Below are 19,806 nucleotides of genomic sequence, written 5' to 3'. Positions count from 1 at the left end.
CGCTAAATCGAATTTGTTTGCGCAGAATGAAATTTATTTGCGCAGATTCAGATTTGTTTGCGCAGAATCGATTTTATTTGTGCAGCTACTTAAAACAGCTTATTTCCCATTAAAAATACCACTCTCATCTGAAAGCGGTAAAATTGAACTTTATTTGATTTGCACTCTATACTTTCGGTTTTTATTAGATCCTATCTTAACCAATTCACTATCAGCCAACATTCTAGATGCTACGTAAATGGACTCAATCCCGCTAAACCGCCTAAATTCCTTATTATCAATCTCACTACTGACCAACGCAAAATACTCCTGCAAAGCTTTTTGATGCGCAATCGGATCCCGGTGGCCACACTCTTTGCATTCCCAGACTTTAAACAGCCTTTCCACCGCAATCTTCCCACACTCACTGCACTTCACACCCGTCCTCAAATCACGCGGATCAATCCGATAATACTCACACAAAGGCGGTCGCTCGTATGGATGACTGTTCGATTCAATCACCTTACGTATCCTGCTCGGCTTAGGGGAGTCAGCCGAAATAACATGCGCTTCAAGAATTTTGTAAAGCGTCTCAACCGCCTGATATGTCTTGCAGATATGCTTATCCGCCGGCTTCGCAATAAACTCACAATGCCTCGGCGTAAAGACGACCACTCCATCAATCAGCGGATGCGAAATCTTCCTCCGTTTCAGCCACAGCTCGAGAAAGCGGATGTGCTTGGCCAGCTGAACCTGAGGATCGTCCATTACCATTTTTTCGCCTTCATTATTAAACCGGTAAAACTCAGAAGTCACTGCATCGAAATGGATCCTGCCGCTGATATTCTTCGAACTGATAACGATGACACAGCGCTCCGTCACCAGCAAGCCGTCCATTTGAACTTTCCAGTCGCCCAGCTTCAAACCGACATCCCAAAGCAATTCATAAGGTTCACCCCAATGAAACTCAACCATTTTCGCAAGCAAACGCTGCTCGCCTTTCCAGCCTGCTTCATAGCGGTGAAATTCCTTTTTCAAATATGCCTGCTCAGGATGCCCTGCCGGCAACCGCTCCATCAGCAGCTTCACGCCTTCCCACATCAACAAATTTTTCTCCCCTATCCGAACCGCCGCCTCCCTTTATAATTATCTGAATTATAACACTACTCCATTCCTCAGTGCTGAACGAGAAAACATATATTGAAAAAAATCTTCGCATACGCGAAGATTTCCCCAAACATTGGATTTTTCCGCCACGGCGAAAAATCCGCTTTTGCTCTTTTGCGTTAAAATGGTTTTATCACTGCAGGTACTTAAAACTGCAATCTGCCACAAAAACAAAAAACCCGGCAACCGCCGGGTTCAACATGAACTGCTATCTCGCTAATCCATCTCAAAAACTTTCTTAAAAGCAAACTATTGACAGAGAAAAACTTTCTTTCTCACCTTCACCCCAACCCATACGCTTCATGCAGCGCATTCGCCGATTTCTCCATATCGCCGCCAGGCACAACCACTGAAATCTTGATCTCCGAGGTGCTGACCATTTTGACAGGGATTTCTGACTGACGAAGAATATCGAACATGCGCGCTGCGACACCCGGATTGGATACCATGCCGGAGCCGACGATTGAGACTTTTGCCAGGCCGACTTCAAAGTCGGTAGACATGAAGCCGATCGTTTCTTTATTGACATCAAGCACACGACGCACTTCTTCCAGGCTGTCCTCTTTGATTGAAAATGAAACGGAAGGCTGGAATTCTTCTGAAATGCTTTGGACGATGATGTCTACATCGATGTGATTTTCTGCCAGCGTCATGAAGATGTTCGCGAGTGAACCGTTGAATGGTTTATTGTATGTAACGGTTACGCGCGCAATGCCGGGCTCGAATGCTACGCCACGGACGATGAGATTTTTTTCCACAGTGACCACCTCTTGTATGATTGTTCCCGGTTCGTCGGAATAGCTTGCCCGGACGGTTAATGGGACGTTATTGTTTTTCGCGAATTCGACGGCGCGCGGGTGAAGGACACCGGCACCCAGATTCGCCAGTTCCAGCATTTCATCATAGGATATCTGTTCCAATTTGCGAGCGCCTCCAACAAAACGCGGATCCGACGTATAGACTCCGTCGACATCCGTATAGATGTCGCATTTCTCCGCCTTCAATGCGGCAGCCAGCGCAACCGCCGTCGTATCGGACCCGCCGCGGCCGAGTGTCGTGATGTTGCCGATGCGGTCGACGCCCTGGAATCCGGCAACGACTGCAATAAATCCACTGTCCAAGACCGCTTCGAGGCGCTCGGTATGAATCTGTTCAATTCGCGCATTGCGCGGAACGGACTCGGTTTCGATGCCCGCCTGCCAACCGGTGAACGATACCGCTTCGTGGCCAAGCTGTTTAAAAGCCATCGCCAGCAAGGAAATCGTCACTTGTTCACCAGTCGCCAGCAGCATATCCATTTCACGTTTTGGCGGCTCCGCGGATATTTCCGCCGCCAGTCCAAGGAGCGTATCCGTCGTCTTGCCCATTGCAGACACGACGATGACAACCCGTTTGCCTTTCTCTTTCTCAGCGATTGCGCGCTTTGCAACCCCGATAATTTTTTCAGGTGTCGCCACCGAGGTTCCACCAAATTTCATCACAACAGTTTCCATTTATCATCCACTCCCACATCAGTATGTGGCTCCCAGCATGAAAAGCGCCGGCATCCGTTTCGGTTTTTAAAACAGAATGCCTTCACCAGACACGAAAAAAGGCAGCTTGCCGTCGATCCGGCAAACTACCTCTTTAATCATGTACGAAAAAACGTCCATGTGAGATAGCCCTCCAGAGTTTGACTCTGACAGCCCTGCATCTCTTAAATGCAGAACCAGCATGTTCGGCTGCAGCCTTCACACACTTCGGCGGTCGTCCCTTTCCTCATCCTTCACAGATTCTGCAAATCTCCGGATGGCTACTTTTGACGCCCGCGCCTCTATCACCACTTTTACAAGTGATTCAATTTATGTTTATTACAATAACACGAACTCAGTCCGTTGACAATGTTTGTTCGGCGAAATGCTGATGAATCGACTGCGCCAATTTTTCAGGCATCCCCGCTTCCACCAACTGGGCTGTGTCCGCTTCTTTGATTCGTTTGACGGATCCAAAATGCTTGAGCAATTGCTGCCGGCGCTTCGGACCGACGCCTTCCAGCCCGTCAAGCGCCGAAACGATCGAATTCTTGCCGCGCAGCTGACGGTGGAATGTAATTACGAAACGGTGGACTTCATCCTGTATGCGCTGCATCAGATAAAAGGCTTCGCTTGTCCGTTTCAACGGCACAACTTCGACCGGATCCCCATACAATAATTGTGAGGTCTGGTGCTTATCGTCTTTCGCCAAGCCGGCAATCGGAATCGACAGGCCAAGTTCGTCTTCTAAAATTTCGCGAGCCGATGACATCTGCCCTTTCCCTCCATCAATGACAATGAGGTCCGGCAGCGGCAATCCGTCTTTCAACACACGCGAATAACGGCGCCGTATGACTTCCCGCATAGCCGCGTAATCATCGGGCTTCGAACCGGTCCGCGTTTTGTACTTGCGGTAATCCTTTTTGGAAGGCTTGCCGTCGATGAATGTAATCATCGCCGATACGGCATCCGCCCCTTGGATATGCGAGTTATCGAACGCTTCGATTCGCAGTGGAGTCTCAATGTTCATTGCTTCACCAAGCTCCTGACAAGCACCAATAGTCCGTTCTTCCTGACGTTCAAGCAGCTGGAACTTCTCTTTGATCGAGATTTCGGCATTTTTCTTCGCCAGCAGCACCAAATCTTTTTTCTTGCCACGCTGCGGTACAAGTGTGCGCACACCAAGCCAATCCTTCACTAACTCAGCATCTTCACCCTCCGGCAATAAAATCTCGTTAGGCTTCACATGATTTGATTTCTCGTAAAACTGGCCGAGATATGTCATGAATTCTTCCTGCGGGTCGCGGTATAGCGGAAACAGGGAGACGTCGCGTTCGATCAGTTTACCTTGGCGCACGAAAAAGACCTGCACACACATCCAGCCTTTGTCGACGGCATAGCCAAAAACATCACGATTGGTGAAATCGTTCATCGCCATCTTCTGTTTTTCCATGACGTTTTCAATGTGGCTGATTTGGTCACGGTATTCTTTGGCACGTTCAAACTCAAGGTTTTCAGATGCCTCCGACATTTTTTCGACCAGATCCTGCTTCACTTCCCGGAAGCCGCCATTCAAAAATTTCGATATGGCGTCGATCATTTCCGTGTAAGTCTCTTTTTCAACCGGTTTGATGCACGGCGCCAAACATTGGCCCATATGATAATAAAGGCAGGCCCGGTCCGGCATCTGGTGGCATTTCCGCAACGGATACAAGCGGTCGAGCAATTTTTTCGTCTCACTCGCCGAGTAGGCGTTCGGATAAGGGCCGAAATACTTCCCTTTATCTTTTTTCACCTGGCGTGTAATGATCAGTTTCGGATGGCGCTCACCTGTTATTTTCAAATAAGGATAGGATTTATCATCTTTCAGCATGATATTGTATTTCGGATCGTATTTCTTGATGAGGTTCAATTCCAGAATCAGCGCTTCTTTGTCCGAAGACGTCACGATGTATTCGAAATCCTCGATTTCATTGACCAGGCGCTGAGTCTTGGCGTCGTGGCTGCCTGTAAAATAGGAACGCACACGGTTTTTCAGCACTTTTGCCTTGCCCACATAGATGATTGTGTCCTGACGGTCCTTCATGAGGTAGCAGCCAGGCTGGTCGGGAAGTACTGCCAATTTATGTTGAATCAATTCGTTTGCCATATTCTCACCCTATTAAAAAACCGGGCCGCCATGGACCCGGTTAAGAATTATGCGTGTTGGTTAACCAAATCAGCCAATGCTTCTTTTGGTCGGAAGCCGACAACTTTATCAACTGTCTCTCCGTCTTTCATCAATAGAAGGGTCGGAATTGACATGATGCCGTATTGTCCAGCTGTTTCCTGGTTTTCATCAACGTCCACTTTTACGATTTTCACTTTATCGCTCATTTCAGCGTCAAGCTCTTCCAATACAGGAGCGATCATTTTACAAGGCCCGCACCAAGTTGCCCAAAAATCAACAAGTACTAGTCCTTCTGATACTTCCTGTGAAAAGTTCTGATCTGTTCCGTGTACAATTGCCATGAATAATTCCTCCTTAGTTTTACCAAACTATAAACCGATTATAGCATGCGTATTTTTCACTAGCTATTTTTTTGCCTACTCCTGCTTTACCCGCTGGCTATACAAATAAACAGAAGAAAAAGGCCTGCAATTTGCAGGCCTTTTAATTGTCCAGACTCCGGCTACCCAACTCCTCGAACATAAGCTGCCCTTCCTGTGCGGCATAGAGCGCCGCTTCGGAAGTTCACCAAAAACCAAATGCTCCTGCAGCGCTATGCGCTTCGTCGCAAAGAGATAGACCAAATTACATTTGGTCTATCTCTTGCCTGTCGGAGCTGAACGGGCGCCGTCGCTTTTCTTAATTACATTACTTTCTTAAACTCTTCAGTCAGCATCGGAATGACTTCGAACAAGTCTCCCACGATACCGTAGTCAGCAACTTTGAAAATGTTCGCTTCCGGATCTTTGTTGATCGCCACGATCACTTTCGAGTTGGACATACCAGCCAAATGCTGGATTGCGCCTGAAATACCAGCTGCAATGTATAGGTCCGGCGTTACGACTTTACCAGTCTGGCCGATTTGTAGTGAGTAATCCACGTAATCCGCGTCACATGCACCGCGGGATGCACCGACAGCTCCGCCAAGAAGGTCAGCAAGTTCCTGCAAAGGCGCAAAGCCATCTGCACTCTTCACGCCGCGTCCGCCTGCAATGATGACTTTCGCTTCTGAAAGGTCAACGCCTTCAGCAGATTTGCGGACAACGTTTTGGATGATTGTGCGCAAGTTCGTGATTTCCACTGACAATGAGCTGACATCTCCAGAACGCTCTTCTCTTTCAAGAGGCGCAATGTTGTTTGGACGGATTGTGATGAAGTCGATTCCGCCTTTATTTTTTACTTTTTCAAATGCTTTACCGGAATAGATCGGACGGATGTATACTGCATCATCGCCTTCTCCTTCGATATCTGTAACATCAGAGATCAAACCGGTTTGCAGTTTGGAAGCGATTTTTGGAGAAAGGTCTTTACCGACCGCTGTGTGGCCGAAGACCAATGCTTCCGGCTGCTCCTGGTCGATGACTGCCATCATCGCTTGGCCATAGCCGTCTGAAGTGTATGACTTCAAGTGAGGATGCTCGACTGTAATGACACGGTCAGCACCGTAGTTCACCAATTCAGCTCCGAATTCACCAACTGAATCACCAATCAATACGCTTACGACTTCTCCGCCGCCGGAGATTTTTTTAGCTGCGGCAATTGCTTCAAATGAAACGTTACGCAAAGAACCTTCGCGTGTTTCGCCTAATACTAATACTTTTTTCGACATAGTCCGTTTACCTCCTAAGTAGATGTAAAAACTCGAATCATTCTATCTGTTCTAAACGGGACGGCCGGTCTATCTACCGGGCGCCGTCGCTTTTCTTTGTCCAGACTCCAGCGGCCCAGCTCTTCGGGTCATAAGCCAGCCCAGCTGCCGTGGCAAAACTCGCCACTCTGCTGTTCTGTCTTATGCCTTTCAGAGCTTAGCGGGCGCCGTCGCTTTTCTGATTTATATAACTTTCGCTTCGTTTTTAAGCAAGCTTACCAGTTCAGTTACCTGGTTTGAAATATCGCCTTCCAGAATGCGTCCTGCAGCTTTAGCTGGCGGCAAGTAGATTTCGATAGTTTCTGTTTTCGCTTCAACATCGTCTTCGTCGATATCAAGATCATCCAGTTCAAGTTCTTCAAGCGGTTTTTTCTTCGCTTTCATGATTCCTGGAAGTGATGGATAGCGTGGCTCGTTCAAACCTTGCTGAGCAGTTACCAGCAATGGCAATGAAGTTTCAAGCTCTTCAGCGTCTCCTTCGATATCGCGGACGATCGTCACTTTTTCGCCTTCGATTTTAAGGCTGGTGATTGTAGTCACATAGTTGATGTCCAACAAGTCTGCAACGCGTGGTCCGACTTGTCCTGAACCGCCGTCGATTGCAACGTTACCCGCAAGGATAAGGTCAGCTTCTTTATCTTTCAGATATTCAGCCAATATGTAAGCTGAAGTGAATTGGTCCATTTCTTCTACATCGTCTTCAGTGTTGATAAGAACCGCTTTGTCTGCACCCATAGCAAGTGCTGTACGAAGCTGTTTCTCAGCGTCTTCGCCGCCCATCGTGATGACAGTAACTTCACCGCCGTGCTCATCGCGGACGTTGATCGCTTCTTCGATCGCGTATTCATCGTAAGGATTGATGATGAATTCTGCGCCGTCTTCCTGAATTTTTCCGCCAGAAATGACTAATTTCTCTTCTGTGTCGAATGTACGTTTAACTAATACATAAATGTTCATTAACGTAGACCTCCCAAGTATTATTTCCCTTTAAATTGTGCTTCGCGTTTTTCCAGAAACGCCTGGATTCCTTCTTTTGCATCTTCGGACACAAAAACGGTTCCGAAAGAATTCGCTTCGGCTTCCACGCCGTCATAATAGCCGGCATGCTTGGCATACTGCAGCATATCAATCGCGGCTTTAACTGAAACCGGGCTCTTCTTGGCAATCTTCTTGGCAATTGTAAGCGTTTGCGAAAGAAGTTCTTCTTCCGGATAAGCTCTGTTCGCCAATCCCAATTGCGCTGCTTCCGTTCCGCTGATCGGGTCGGAAGTCAATAGCATTTCGGCTGCTTTCGCAACGCCGACGTATCTCGGCAATCTTTGTGTTCCCGCAAAACCAGGAATAAGCCCAAGCTGAAGTTCCGGCAATCCTAGCTTAGCATTTTCTGAAACAAAACGCATTTGACAACTCATCGCGAGCTCCAGACCGCCGCCAAGGGCAGCACCGTGGATTGCAGCGATAACAGGCTTATGGAATGTTTCAACCCGTTCAAAAACTTTTTGCCCGCTTGCAGCGAGTTTTGAAAATTCTTCACCTGAAGTGACCTGGGTAAATTCCTTGATATCCGCTCCAGCTGAGAAGAATCTGCCTTCTCCGTGCAATACGATTGCGCGGACAGCGTCATCGTTTTCGACCGCACTAAGCAGTTCATCCACTTCCATGATTAAAGCGCGCGACAAAGCATTTGCCGGCGGACGGTTGATCGTTGCGACCGCAACCCCGTCTTCTACACGATAACTGATAAATTCCATTCTGATAAACCCCTCTCTTAGGCACGCATGCCCTTCATCAATAAATGATGGACTTTTGGAGCCAATTCGACCAGATCATATTTATGCTCATTCATGACCCACGTCGTTATGGTTTCATCCATCGTACCGAAGACCATCTGTCTGGCTAGGCGGATATCCATGTCCTTGTCGAACTCATTCGCTTCCATACCGCTGATCAGGATTTGATCCAGCAATAGAAGATATTCCCGAAGGACGCTGTTGATCTTCAGCCGGATCTCGGTATTCGACTGTCTGAGTTCGAGCTGGGTGACGATAGCCAAATGGATATCGTTCGCCAATAAATTGAAGTGACTCTCGATCATATGCTTCAGTTTTTCAGCGGCTGAATGATCTTTCTCGAGAATCTGTTCCAATTTGCTGACGAAAACCGCCATCTTTTCCTGGAAGACAGATATGAGAATGTCTTCTTTGTTTTTGAAATACAAATAAATTGTACCATCCGCGACCCCGGCTTGTTTAGCGATTTTCGAAACCTGGGCTTGATGGTAGCCATTTTCGGCGATGACGATCACCGCCGCATCAATTATTTGCTTATATTTCGGTTTATCTTTTTTTACCAATTCCTCACCACCCAAAAAAATATGAAAATATGAATGGCGATTCATTCATATTTTCATATTATAGTTTACTGCTTATTGTGTCAAGCTTTATGAAGGGACGGCTTCGTTGAGCTTCTGCTTCTCTTCATCGATCAGAGAGCGTCTCAAAATCTTGCCGACTGCTGTTTTTGGCAGTTCAGTTCGGAATTCATAGATGCGAGGTACTTTAAATGCCGCGAGATGTTCCCTGCAATACGCATCCAGTTCTTCTTCCGTAATCGATTTGCCTTCTTTCAGGACGATGTATGCTTTCACGGTTTCTCCGCGGTAAGGATCCGGTATGCCCGCTACGACGCATTCCTGAATGGCTTCATTTTCATAAAGGATTTCTTCGATTTCACGTGGGTAGATATTGAATCCACCAGCGATGATCATGTCTTTTTTGCGGTCAACCACGAAGAAATGGCCTGCATCATCCATATATCCAAGGTCGCCTGTCATCAGCCAGCCATCGACAATCGTGGCAGCCGTAGCTTCTGGATTATTCCAGTACCCCTGCATGACTTGAGGTCCTTTGATGCCGATTTCACCGATTTCACCATGGGGCACTTCTTCAGTCGTTCCTGGCTGAAACACTTTGCAATCCGTGTCCGGATATGGCAATCCGATAGAGCCTTTGACTCTGTCTCCCCACACAAGATTCGAATGCGTTACCGGTGAAGTTTCTGTTAACCCGTAGCCTTCCACCAGACGGCCGCCCGTGATCTTCTCGAATTTCTCCTGAACTTCCACCGGCAGCGGAGCAGAACCGCTCAAACACGCGCTGATTGAAGAAAGGTCGTATTTCTTGATATCCGGGTGGTTCATCAATCCGATATACAGCGTCGGAGCCCCCGGGAATAAAGTCGGTTTCTGTTTACTGATCGTCTTCAAAGCAGTTTCTGGATCGAATTTCGGCAACAGCACCATTTTATTGCCCTGCATAACTGATAGGATCAGCACAGTTGTCAGTCCATACACGTGGAATAACGGGATGATGCCGAGAACCGTTTCCTCGCCGCGCTTGGTTTTATAGAGCCACGTATCACACATAGTCGCGTTTGAAATCAGGTTTTTATGTGACAGCATGACGCCTTTTGGTGATCCTGTCGTGCCTCCAGTATACTGCAGGAGAGCCAGGTCCTTTTCAAAATCGAATTCGGTTTTCGCAACATCGGTTGTTGCTGTTTTCATGATTTCAGAGAATAGGTGATTCGAGCCCCTATGCTCCACTTTCACTGTAATGCCGTATTGTTTCTTCTGAATGAAAGGATAAATCATATTTTTCGGGAACGGAAGATATTCCTTAATACCTGTAATGATAACATTTTCAAGGTCCGTATCCTTCAATACTTTTGAAATTCTTGGATAAAGGATATCCATCGCCAATATGGCTTTGGCACCAGAGTTCTTCATCTGGTAGGCAATTTCACGTTCTGTATACAAGGGGTTTGTCATAACCACTACACCGCCAGCATACAGGATACCGTAGAATCCGATGACAGCCTGTGGAGAGTTCGGCAGCATAATCGCTACGCGGTCACCTTTTTTGATGCCCAGACCTTGCAGGTAACTTGCGAATTTCATCGCAGAATCATAAAGTTCCTGATAAGTCATATCTTTGCCCATGAAATGAATCGCCGTTTTTTCAGGTGTCGCCTCGAAAGTATGGGTCAAATAATCCTGTACCGGCTTACTTTCATAATTCAATGTATGAGGAATCTCCGGCGGGTAATGCGCAAGCCATGGCTTTTCTGTCATTCTAATTTCCTCCTTTTGTATTATAAGAATCGTGTGAATATTCCTATTTTTAATTATAGAGAAATATGTCAGCGCTTACAAACTTTATTTTTACATAACTTATATTTATTGAACTAAAGAAATAACATAGATAACGCTTTGGCGCTATGGACAGGGCAGAGATTATGCTCCTGCGCACTGCTCGTCGCAAAGGAGGCGCCATCTTCGTATGGCGCACCTTAGCTCCCGCAATAAGCCGAGAAGACCACTCGTCTTTGCTCCGTCGGCATTCGCCTGCTCCTGAGCCGCGCCTTTGCTGAAAAAAGTCTCTATACACATGGAGCAAAATAGCGAAGACGCCTTAAGGAACAGCAACGGAGTTGGTTTTCCGACTCGGTTTCAACGAAGGGCTAATTCTACTCAGGCGACGAGCCCGAGTTAATTCAGAGCAAGCATTCGGTAAAGGCAGCTGTTTTGAGAAATATCGACTATTATAGATTATTAGTTCTACTTATATAGAATAATAAAAACCGCCAGCTGTTTTAGCTGGCAGTTCCGTTTCTAGATGATGAAAAGATAGACAATCCCGACAAGTACAAACAATATACAACAAACTATCAGGATCTTTATTAGATTTTCCAAGTGCCACAACTCCTAAGAAATACTTGCACCGATTACAAACGACAACCCGACCGAAATCATCATGGAAATCAGACCGACAGATCTGTTGTCGTTCTCGATCTCATCGTCCACTTTAAATTTAGGCGTCAAAAATTCAAACAGGATATAAGCGAATATCAGCAGGCCGAAACCATAGACGCCCCAGCCGATCATTTCCGGCAGCGTGTTGTGCTGTTCGATGGAATAACGGAAAATATTCGTTACACCAAAAATCTTCCCGCCAGTCGCCATGGCCACTGACAGGTTGCCTTTTTTGATTTCTTCCCAGTTTTTATACTTGGTGATGACTTCGAAAATCACCATCGCCACGATCAAACACAATACTACTACACTGAAATAGCCTGCCGTTTCGACAAGCGGATGCGTCCAAAACCCAGTCTCTGACATTGCTCAATCTCCCCTATATTCCTACTTCAACTCAGCGACGGTCACGCCTGAACCGCCTTCACCCGCTTCGCCAAAACGGTAACTTTTCACCCGCGGATGTTTTTTCAGGTATTGCTGCACGCCTTGCCGCAGCGCGCCTGTCCCTTTTCCATGAATAATGGAAACTTGATGGTAGTTCGATAATAACGCATCATCCAGGTATTTTTCAACACGGGCAAGCGCATCTTCATAGCGTTCGCCTCTCAAATCAAGCTCCAGCTTCACATGGCTGTCGCGGTCTTTGAGAGTAGCCATGGTGCGTGTCTCTTTTTCCTTTTCCGGTTTTGTATAGGAAAGATCTGATTCCGGCAGTTTCATCTTCAGGATGCCGATCTGCACGATCCATTCCTTGTCGGAAACTTTTTCGACCAGCGTGCCTTTTTGTCCGAATGAAATCACTTTAACTTCATCATTGGGTTTCAACTTCACTTCACGCTGTTTGTCTTTGGCCGCTTTTTTCAAAATGCGGTTTTCGGGCGCCGCCCCTTCAAGACGTTTTTTTGCATCGATCAATTGATGTTCTTTGATGGTACCTTGTTGATTCAACTGCATCTTCCTCAAGTCGGAAATGACTTCTTCTGCTTCTGCGCGGGCCTGGTCGACAATCTTGCGCGCTTTTTCACGCGCCTTTTCTTCAAGCTGCTCTTTTTTCTGTTCGTACTGTTTTAGTTGGGCAGCCAGTTCTTCTTTTAATTTCTCGGATTCCTTCAGCACCTCGCTTGAACGTTCGGCATCCTGCTCGGATTCCCTGCGGCTCTTCTCGAGTGACGCAATCATGGAATCGACCTGGCGGCTGTCCGTGCCGGTAAAGCTTTGTGCATGGGTGATGATGTGCTCAGGCAATCCGAGGCGTTTCGAAATTTCAAATGCGTTGCTTCGTCCAGGAACGCCTATTAACAAGCGGTACGTGGGACTTAAAGTTTCCACATTGAATTCCACGCTGGCATTCGCCACTCCCGGCCGGTTATAGCCGTATGCTTTAAGCTCGGGATAGTGAGTCGTCGCAATGACGCGCGCGCCTCTGCCGTGGACTTCGTCAAGCAATGAAATCGCCAGTGCGGCACCTTCCTGCGGATCCGTCCCTGCACCCAGTTCATCGAAGATGACAAGCGAATTCTCATCGAACTTCGTCAATATATCCACGATGTTGACCATATGGGACGAAAACGTACTGAGGCTTTGTTCAATCGACTGCTCATCACCAATATCGGCAAAAATCTGATCGAACACAGCAAGTTCAGAGCCATCAAGCGCCGGAACCGGCAGACCCGCCTGGGCCATCAATGTGCAGAGTCCCACCGTTTTCAAGGTGACGGTTTTACCTCCTGTATTCGGTCCGGTTATGACAATCGCTGTAATGTCACGGCCAAATTCGATATCGTTGGCGACCACTTCATCTTTTGGAATCAAAGGATGGCGGGCTTTTTTAAGATTGATATAGCCCTCTGTATTCATAGCTGGCTTTGAGCATTTATTGGCTGAACCGTATTTCGCTTTAGCGAAGATCATGTCGATTTCACCAAGCACTTCGACCATGACGAAAATGTCATGCGCCACTTCCTGCACCTGGGCCGACAGCATCTGAAGGATACGGTCAATCTCTTCTTTCTCTTTCATTTTCAGACGGCGCACTTCATTATTTGCCTGCACCACCGCATCCGGTTCGATGAAAAGCGTCTGTCCGGATGAAGACTGGTCATGGATAATGCCGCCATAATGGCTGCGATATTCCTGTTTGACTGGAATGACAAATCGGTCATTGCGGATGGTGACGATGGAATCCGACAGCATTTTCGCCGCATTCTTTCCGCGCACCAAGCTTTCCAGCCGTTCACGTACGCGGCTTTCCTGTGAACGCAGCTGCTGGCGTATCGAGCGTAATGCAGGACTTGCTGAATCCAGCACCCCTCCGTTGTCATCGATGCACGCATTGATGTCGTGTTCCAATTGTGTCAGAATCGGCATCGATTCCTTTTTCTCAAGGAATAAAGGAATTTGGATATCTCCTTCTTCACGAATTGCTTCGAAAAATTGGCGAAGAATCCGGCTGGCGCGAATGGTTGATGATACCTCCATCAATTCGACCGGGCTCAACGAACCTCCAATTTGCGCTCTTCTTGCGTGCATCCGGACGTCAAAAATACCGCCCATCGGCACATTGTTCTTAACACGCAGCACTTGCGCCGCTTCATCCATTTCAGCAAGCAGCTGCTCCACTTCCCGGATTTCTACAGATGGCACCAATTTATCTATATGATTTTTACCGAGTGAAGAGGTGCAATATCGCGCCACTTCGTCACGGATTTTATAAAATTCGAGTGTCTTTAATGCGCGTTCCGCGATCATTCGCGACACCTCCTATTTTTTCAGATATGCTTTAAATTTCTCCAGCGGCCATGTATTGACCACATTGTCACGTTTCAGCCAGGCTTTTTGTGCATGGCGAACCCCGATGGCCATCACTTCCAGTTGATCAATGGCGTGGGCATCTGTATTGATTGCCACAGGCACCCCTTTTTCCTGTGCCATTTCAAGAAATTCAACCGCCAAGTCCAACCGGTATGGACTTGCATTCAATTCCACAATTTTACCATATTCACTTGCCCAGTCCAGAAGCTGCTCGACGTCCGGGTCATATCCGCTCCGCTGGCCGACGATACGTCCTGTAGGATGCGCAATCATGTGGACATATGGGTTTTTCATCGCAGTGTGGATCCGCTCCATGATCTGCTCCTGCGGCTGCTGGAAACTCGAATGGATGCTGGCAATGACAAAATCAAGCTGCTTCAATACTTCATCATCAAAATCGAGCGACGCATCCGGCAAAATATCCATTTCCGTACCGGACAGCACTTCGATATCATCATATTCTTTATTCAATTCACGGATCTGGCCATTCTGCTCCAATAAACGCTCAGGCGTCAATCCGTTTGCCACTTTCAGATACTGCGAATGGTCGGTGATGACCATATATTCGTAATTTCGGCTGCGGCAGGCATCGATCATCTCTTTCAATGAATGCGCCCCATCAGACCAGACCGTATGCATATGCAGGTCGCTTATAATGTCTTCAATAGAGACAAGTTCCGGCAATTCTGCGATGCGGTCTGTTTCACGTCCATCTTCACGGACCGACGGCGGAATGAACGGCAATCCGAAATGCGCGAAAAAGTCTTCTTCCGAATTGAAGGTCTGGATGGAACCGTCTTCCTGCTCGACTCCGTATTCACTGATTTTCTTATTCTGTGATTTCGCCAACTGGCGCATCTTCACATTATGGTCTTTCGATCCCGTGAAATGATGCAGCGCCGTGACAAACTCCTCTGGTGCAACCAAACGGAAATCAATATCGATCGGGTCCTGGAATTCTACAGTAACTGACACTTTCGTGTCACCTGAAGCAATCGTTTCCTGCACCGGCAACGCTGCAAGCAATTGCTCTTTTACAATGGATGGCTGGCTGGTCGCTACGATGAAATCCAGGTCCTTGCTCGTTTCCTTTGTACGGCGATAGCTGCCTGCGACAGAAAACTCACTGATTTCTTTTATGCCTTCCAGTATTTCGTTGATGGCGGCGACAGCTTCAGCTGTTTTCCAAATTGGATGGCGCCCTGGTTTCGAATCGAACTCCATCAATTCCTTTAAAATTTTGTCTTCCGATTTCGGGCCGAATCCAGGCAGCTTCTGAATATTGTGGTCGATGCATGCCTGCTTCAGAGCTTCAGCGGAATCGATGCCGAGTTCTTTATATAGTTTGGCGATTTTTTTGCCGCCAAGCCCCTGCAATTTCATCAAGGGAATTAGCCCCTTCGGCACTTCTTCCTGCAATTCTTCTAAAACCGTCGATTTACCACTGTCCATCAACTCGAGTATAACGTCCCCTGTACCTTTGCCGATGCCTTTCAGCTTCGTGACGTCTTCTATTTCAGACAGCGAACGCTGATCGAGCTCGAGGGCCTGTGCCGCTTTACGGAAAGCGGATACTTTAAACGGGTTTTCACCTTTTAATTCCATATATAAAGCGATCTTTTCAAGTGTTCGGATGATGACTTTTTTATTCATTGGGAGACCTCCTGTTTAAAGAATTACATAATATTGATAGCCATTCCGCTTCAGACGGACGCTTTCCGCGGGGAGCTGCCTGAGCCTCCTCGTTCGCTGCGCTACCTGCGGGGTCTCAGGACTAGCTCTTAATCCCGCAGGAGTCGCCGTCTGCTGCTTCATTCTGAATCCGCTAATTATTTTATGGTGTACTTCATAATTGGTTTTAAAAACATCACATTTATAAAAGTACTTCCAGAGATATCTTTCAGCAAAGGCGCGCCTATGGAGCAGGCGAATGCCGACGGAGTAAAAGACGAGTGGTCTTCTCGGCTTATTGTGGGAGGCAAGGTTCGCCATGCGAAGATGGCGCAACTTTTGCGACGAGCAGTGCGCAGGAGCATAATCTTTGCACTATCCTAAGCGCCGAAGTGGTATTTAAGATAATTTCATTCAATTTATACCCCTAAACTCCAAAAAAACTTCTCCCGCAATGAGAGAAGTCAGTGCTTACATATAAATATACCACCATTCTTTCACTTTCTCAGAGAAATAAGGCGTGTGTTCAAGGATTGCCTGAGCAATTCCTGAGTTTTCAAGCTGGTTCTGAATGATATCCAGCGGCAGCAATGCAAAAACATAGATGAAGAAGAATAACAGGATCAACATTTCGATAAAGCCAAGGATTGCTCCTAAGATTTTGCTGAGGAATCCGAGTACCGGCAAATACTTCAGGAAGTCGAACATGGATGCAATCAGCTGCAGGCCAAATTTAACGACAAAGAAAATAAGTGCGAATGCGAATAATTGATAAAAGGTCTGGTCAAGATCCAATTGCTCGATCGCGAGTGTAAACCTGGATTCATCAGTTACTGCCGGATATGGAATCCACAGAACGAAGTATTCGGATAAAGGTTTATAATAGAGGTATGCCACGACCAGCGCGATGATGAACCCTACCATATGTATTAATTGGACCACAAGGCCCCGTTTGGCACCGACTATGATGCCGGCAATTAGCAACAGGAATAAAATTATATCTAGCATCTACTTCAGCCCTTCAGTTTTTTCAATTCAGTTTCCAATTGTTCAATACGCTCTTTCAGTTTAAGATTATCATGTACCGCATTTACCGCAGTCAAAACTGCAAGGCGCGAACTGTCGAGAGATGGATTCATCGCATGAATCTCACGCATCTTCTCGTCCACTGTAGAAGCCACCAAACGCATGTGGCCAGAGGTTTCAGTGCCTACCATCTTGTAAGTATGGCCGTAGATCTCAACTGATGTGCGAATTCTTTGCTGATCCGACAATGTTCCATCCCCCAATCAATTATGCCTCGGCATAACAGCATCAGCCTATTCCAGCCAACGCATTTTATTTCTGTACATAATCATAACATGAACACAAGCAACTTGTGAATCATTAGAAAGGAGACTGTCCTATGTCCAACGTCGTATTAAAACTTCCAGAGGAAAGTCTCCTCCAGATCATCAAACATTATGAAAATAAAAAGACGCCTGCCAAAGCGCAATATGTCCGTTTCACCGCCAAACTGACTGATACAGTCATAACTGTCTACAATTCCGGAAAAGTCATGTTCCAAGGGGCTGGAGCTGAACGGGAAGCCGGAAAATGGGGAGAAGCTTCGGCTGCTGCCACTAAAGTTTCCGGCGCTAAAGGCGACACGCTGCCCGAAAATTTTGCGAAGCTTTCCGTTTTGGGATCTGACGAAACGGGCACCGGAGATTTCTTCGGACCGATTACAGTCGCCGCTTGTTTCGTACCTGCCGATGGAGTGGAACTCGCCCACGAACTCGGCGTCAAGGATTCAAAATTGCTTTCAGATGACTACATGCGCAAAATTGCGCCCGACCTTCGGGAAGCTTTCGTCCATAAAGTTCTTACTTTGAAAAATGAAAAATACAATAAAGTCCAGGCACAAAGCTGGTCTCAAGGAAAAATAAAAGCCCTGCTCCATAACCAGGCACTGAAACACGTGCTGGCAAAGTTGGATCCGGTAAAACCTGATGCCATACTTATCGACCAATTCGCCGAACGCGGTATTTATTATAATCATATCAAAGGCGAAAAAGAAATTATCCGCGAGAACGTCCTGTTCTCCACGAAAGCGGAAGGCCTCCATGTTTCCGTAGCCTGTGCTTCAATCATCGCACGCGTGGCTTTCCTGGAAGAAATGGATCGGATGAGCGCTGAAGCCGGCGTCACTCTTCCTAAAGGAGCCGGCAAAATTGTGGATGAAGCGGCTGCGAAAATTATCATAAAGCATGGAGAAGAGTATTTGAAAACTTTGACGAAGTGGCATTTTGCGAATGCTGGGAAGGCGAAGGTTTTGGCTGGGAAGAGACGGAGTTAGGGATATTTTTATTATGTAAACAAAAGGGTGGCCTAATAATGTTTTTTCATTACTAGGTCACCCTTTTGTTATTTCTATTAAATTATATAATTTTTTTTATTGGTAACTGATATTAATATCATCTTGTACTATCCAATTTGGTGTTTTTATATTTTCTTCTTCCATTTTAGGGACTGCGCAACTTAAACTATTTGCTCTATCCATACTAGTTTGATCCATCTTATAAAAAGGGTGTGCTATGACTTCTTTAAAAACGTTACTCCGAGAATTTTGAAAAACTTTACCTTGGATATAAACTTGCATGTCACCTTTTACCGCAAGATTATTGTTATGAGTCTTATATGTGTAATTTTCAGGCAAGTACAAATTACCAAATATAAAAATTATTGTTTTATCCGACTTCCAATTATCTATACTTGTTGGAAAGTAAGCATCTTGACGAACAAGAAGTTCAATAGAACTTTGACCTCCCCAATCAATTTTATTTAATGCAGTAAAGTTTCCCCCTACTCCTATACACGCATGATTATTAGTATCTAGACTTATTCCATTTACACCTTTGATAAATAAATGCTTTTTGGCTTTAAATACAGTTGAAGCACCCCTACCTGTTGAAAGCGACTTATTTATGACTAAACTATTGTTAATTGTTGATAAAGCTTCCCCTGAATGCTTAGTAACAATATATGAATCTCTCTTTTGTGCATTTTCCGGTTCGGTTAATGGTGGGTTTATTATATTTGTATTTTCAGCTACTCCATCTAAACTACTGCCAAGATTGTCAATATAGAAAGTAGCTTCAACCTTCTTTTGAGTCTCACCTTGAACAGTTCCTGTACTTTTTATTGTGACTTCAAGTAACTTACCGCTATCTACTTCTTTGCAAGAAGCTGATCCATTTGCAGGTTCGATGAAATAATCGTCTTTACTTAGTTTTTTCGTAGTTCCCAGCAATGCATCAATGTCAGTGCAACTTATAGCTGTTGCAGAAGATCTTTTAACCTTGTCTTCCAATACTACTCCATAATGCAGCACACCCATCTCAGCCTGGTGCCTAGCCTGCACTTGGTTTTCCTTTGTACTAAACTGCTTAGCCGAATTCATATTCGTTGCCATAAGCCCCATTCCAAGAACAGTAAACAGAAGGATCAGCATTAACACCATTAACAGCGCGTATCCCTTTTCATTTTTGAAAGTCTTCATGTGATCCTCCTAATTTAACTTGCTGAATGATGTGTTGATTTTATATTCTTGGTCGGGCGAATTTACGTTGGTTTTTCCACGGATCAAAATGTTGAATACTGATTTTTGTGTTCTATCCAAAACGACTATTTTCTTTGTTGGTGAAGAAGCATCTGCTGAAGCTGGATCTAAATCATATGTAAATCCTTCTGAAATAACCGCATTTGCGCCTGTATCATCCTTGTATATTAATTTCTCATTCTCCACAACAATTTCAAATTTATCAGATACTGCGTCTTCTTTCTGATTCAATAAATATTGGGCGCGGATTTTTTCTACTATTATATTGCCTTCCTGCTGCAGCTGCTGATTCAAACTTGTCCTTTGCGAGGCGTTTGTTCCGCTTGAAAGTACACTCGCAATTAGAGCTACAATAATTCCGGCAATCGCAAGCACTGCAACCAATTCCACTAG

General features: G+C 46.0%; 17 protein-coding genes and 1 riboswitch. Of the genes, 1 reads left to right on the top strand and 16 read right to left on the bottom strand.

Translation table 11 applies throughout. The annotated features are described in order from the left end of the window. Positions 1–150: 150 nt before the first annotated feature. The 14 genes from CXF70_RS04955 to zapA all read right to left on the bottom strand — a co-directional run bounded on the left by CXF70_RS04955 (position 151) and on the right by zapA (position 17,086). A complete protein-coding gene (locus tag CXF70_RS04955) occupies positions 151–1,080 on the bottom strand; it encodes a nuclease-related domain-containing protein (RefSeq protein ID WP_233208546.1) in 930 nt (309 codons plus the stop codon). 347 nt (positions 1,081–1,427) lie between these two features. Beyond that, complete coding sequence (locus CXF70_RS04950) at positions 1,428–2,639, bottom strand: aspartate kinase (RefSeq protein ID WP_101801742.1); 1,212 nt, start codon at positions 2,637–2,639, stop codon at positions 1,428–1,430. Positions 2,640–2,796: 157 nt separating this feature from the next. Beyond that, positions 2,797–2,970, bottom strand: a riboswitch (Lysine riboswitch). A gap of 42 nt (positions 2,971–3,012) precedes the next feature. Beyond that, positions 3,013–4,806 (bottom strand): excinuclease ABC subunit UvrC, encoded by a 1,794-nt coding sequence (uvrC, locus tag CXF70_RS04945; protein WP_101801741.1) that lies wholly within the window; start codon positions 4,804–4,806, stop codon positions 3,013–3,015. Between the two features lie 47 nt (positions 4,807–4,853). Continuing rightward, the gene (trxA, locus tag CXF70_RS04940) at positions 4,854–5,168 is read right to left on the bottom strand and encodes a thioredoxin (RefSeq protein WP_084246381.1); all 315 of its coding nucleotides are present in this window, start codon (positions 5,166–5,168) and stop codon (positions 4,854–4,856) included. 341 nt (positions 5,169–5,509) lie between these two features. Continuing rightward, positions 5,510–6,475, bottom strand: coding sequence for an electron transfer flavoprotein subunit alpha/FixB family protein (locus tag CXF70_RS04935; protein ID WP_101801740.1), 966 nt, complete (start codon positions 6,473–6,475; stop codon positions 5,510–5,512). A 222-nt stretch (positions 6,476–6,697) separates the two neighbouring features. Next, entirely contained in the window at positions 6,698–7,471 is a 774-nt protein-coding gene (locus CXF70_RS04930; protein ID WP_084246385.1) for an electron transfer flavoprotein subunit beta/FixA family protein, read from the bottom strand. A gap of 20 nt (positions 7,472–7,491) precedes the next feature. Continuing rightward, positions 7,492–8,265 (bottom strand): enoyl-CoA hydratase, encoded by a 774-nt coding sequence (locus tag CXF70_RS04925; protein WP_101801739.1) that lies wholly within the window; start codon positions 8,263–8,265, stop codon positions 7,492–7,494. 17 nt (positions 8,266–8,282) lie between these two features. Continuing rightward, positions 8,283–8,912, bottom strand: a complete 630-nt coding sequence (locus CXF70_RS04920; protein ID WP_084246389.1) for a fatty acid metabolism transcriptional regulator FadR — start codon at positions 8,910–8,912, stop codon at positions 8,283–8,285. A gap of 42 nt (positions 8,913–8,954) precedes the next feature. Further along, positions 8,955–10,646, bottom strand: a complete 1,692-nt coding sequence (locus tag CXF70_RS04915; protein WP_084246391.1) for an AMP-binding protein — start codon at positions 10,644–10,646, stop codon at positions 8,955–8,957. 633 nt (positions 10,647–11,279) lie between these two features. Then, entirely contained in the window at positions 11,280–11,693 is a 414-nt protein-coding gene (locus tag CXF70_RS04910) for a DUF350 domain-containing protein (protein WP_084246393.1), read from the bottom strand. A gap of 21 nt (positions 11,694–11,714) precedes the next feature. After that, positions 11,715–14,078 (bottom strand): endonuclease MutS2, encoded by a 2,364-nt coding sequence (locus CXF70_RS04905; protein WP_101801738.1) that lies wholly within the window; start codon positions 14,076–14,078, stop codon positions 11,715–11,717. A 12-nt stretch (positions 14,079–14,090) separates the two neighbouring features. After that, positions 14,091–15,794, bottom strand: a complete 1,704-nt coding sequence (gene polX, locus CXF70_RS04900; protein WP_101801737.1) for a DNA polymerase/3'-5' exonuclease PolX — start codon at positions 15,792–15,794, stop codon at positions 14,091–14,093. Between the two features lie 489 nt (positions 15,795–16,283). Beyond that, the gene (locus tag CXF70_RS04895; RefSeq protein WP_084246399.1) at positions 16,284–16,820 is read right to left on the bottom strand and encodes a CvpA family protein; all 537 of its coding nucleotides are present in this window, start codon (positions 16,818–16,820) and stop codon (positions 16,284–16,286) included. A 5-nt stretch (positions 16,821–16,825) separates the two neighbouring features. Further along, positions 16,826–17,086 carry a cell division protein ZapA gene (zapA, locus tag CXF70_RS04890; RefSeq protein WP_084246401.1) on the bottom strand — a complete coding sequence of 87 codons (261 nt, stop codon included), beginning with the start codon at positions 17,084–17,086 and terminating at the stop codon, positions 16,826–16,828. Between the two features lie 131 nt (positions 17,087–17,217). Here zapA and rnhC point away from each other — a divergent pair, with 131 nt between their 5' ends. Beyond that, complete coding sequence (rnhC, locus tag CXF70_RS04885; RefSeq protein ID WP_101801736.1) at positions 17,218–18,150, top strand: ribonuclease HIII; 933 nt, start codon at positions 17,218–17,220, stop codon at positions 18,148–18,150. Between the two features lie 96 nt (positions 18,151–18,246). On the opposite strand, the gene CXF70_RS04880 is transcribed toward rnhC, so the two are convergent. Together CXF70_RS04880 and CXF70_RS04875 are read right to left on the bottom strand one after the other, a co-directional pair. Beyond that, entirely contained in the window at positions 18,247–19,353 is a 1,107-nt protein-coding gene (locus tag CXF70_RS04880) for a hypothetical protein (RefSeq protein ID WP_101801735.1), read from the bottom strand. A gap of 9 nt (positions 19,354–19,362) precedes the next feature. After that, on the bottom strand, positions 19,363–19,803 hold the full coding sequence (locus CXF70_RS04875) for a type II secretion system protein (RefSeq protein ID WP_158241152.1): 441 nt from the start codon (positions 19,801–19,803) through the stop codon (positions 19,363–19,365). Positions 19,804–19,806 lie beyond the last annotated feature (3 nt).

The organism is Planomicrobium sp. MB-3u-38, assembly GCF_002836425.1.
GTDB lineage: Bacteria > Bacillota > Bacilli > Bacillales_A > Planococcaceae > Planococcus > Planococcus okeanokoites.
The sequence above is the reverse complement of the archived record's forward strand: the minus strand, read 5'-3'. Positions and strand labels throughout refer to the sequence as shown.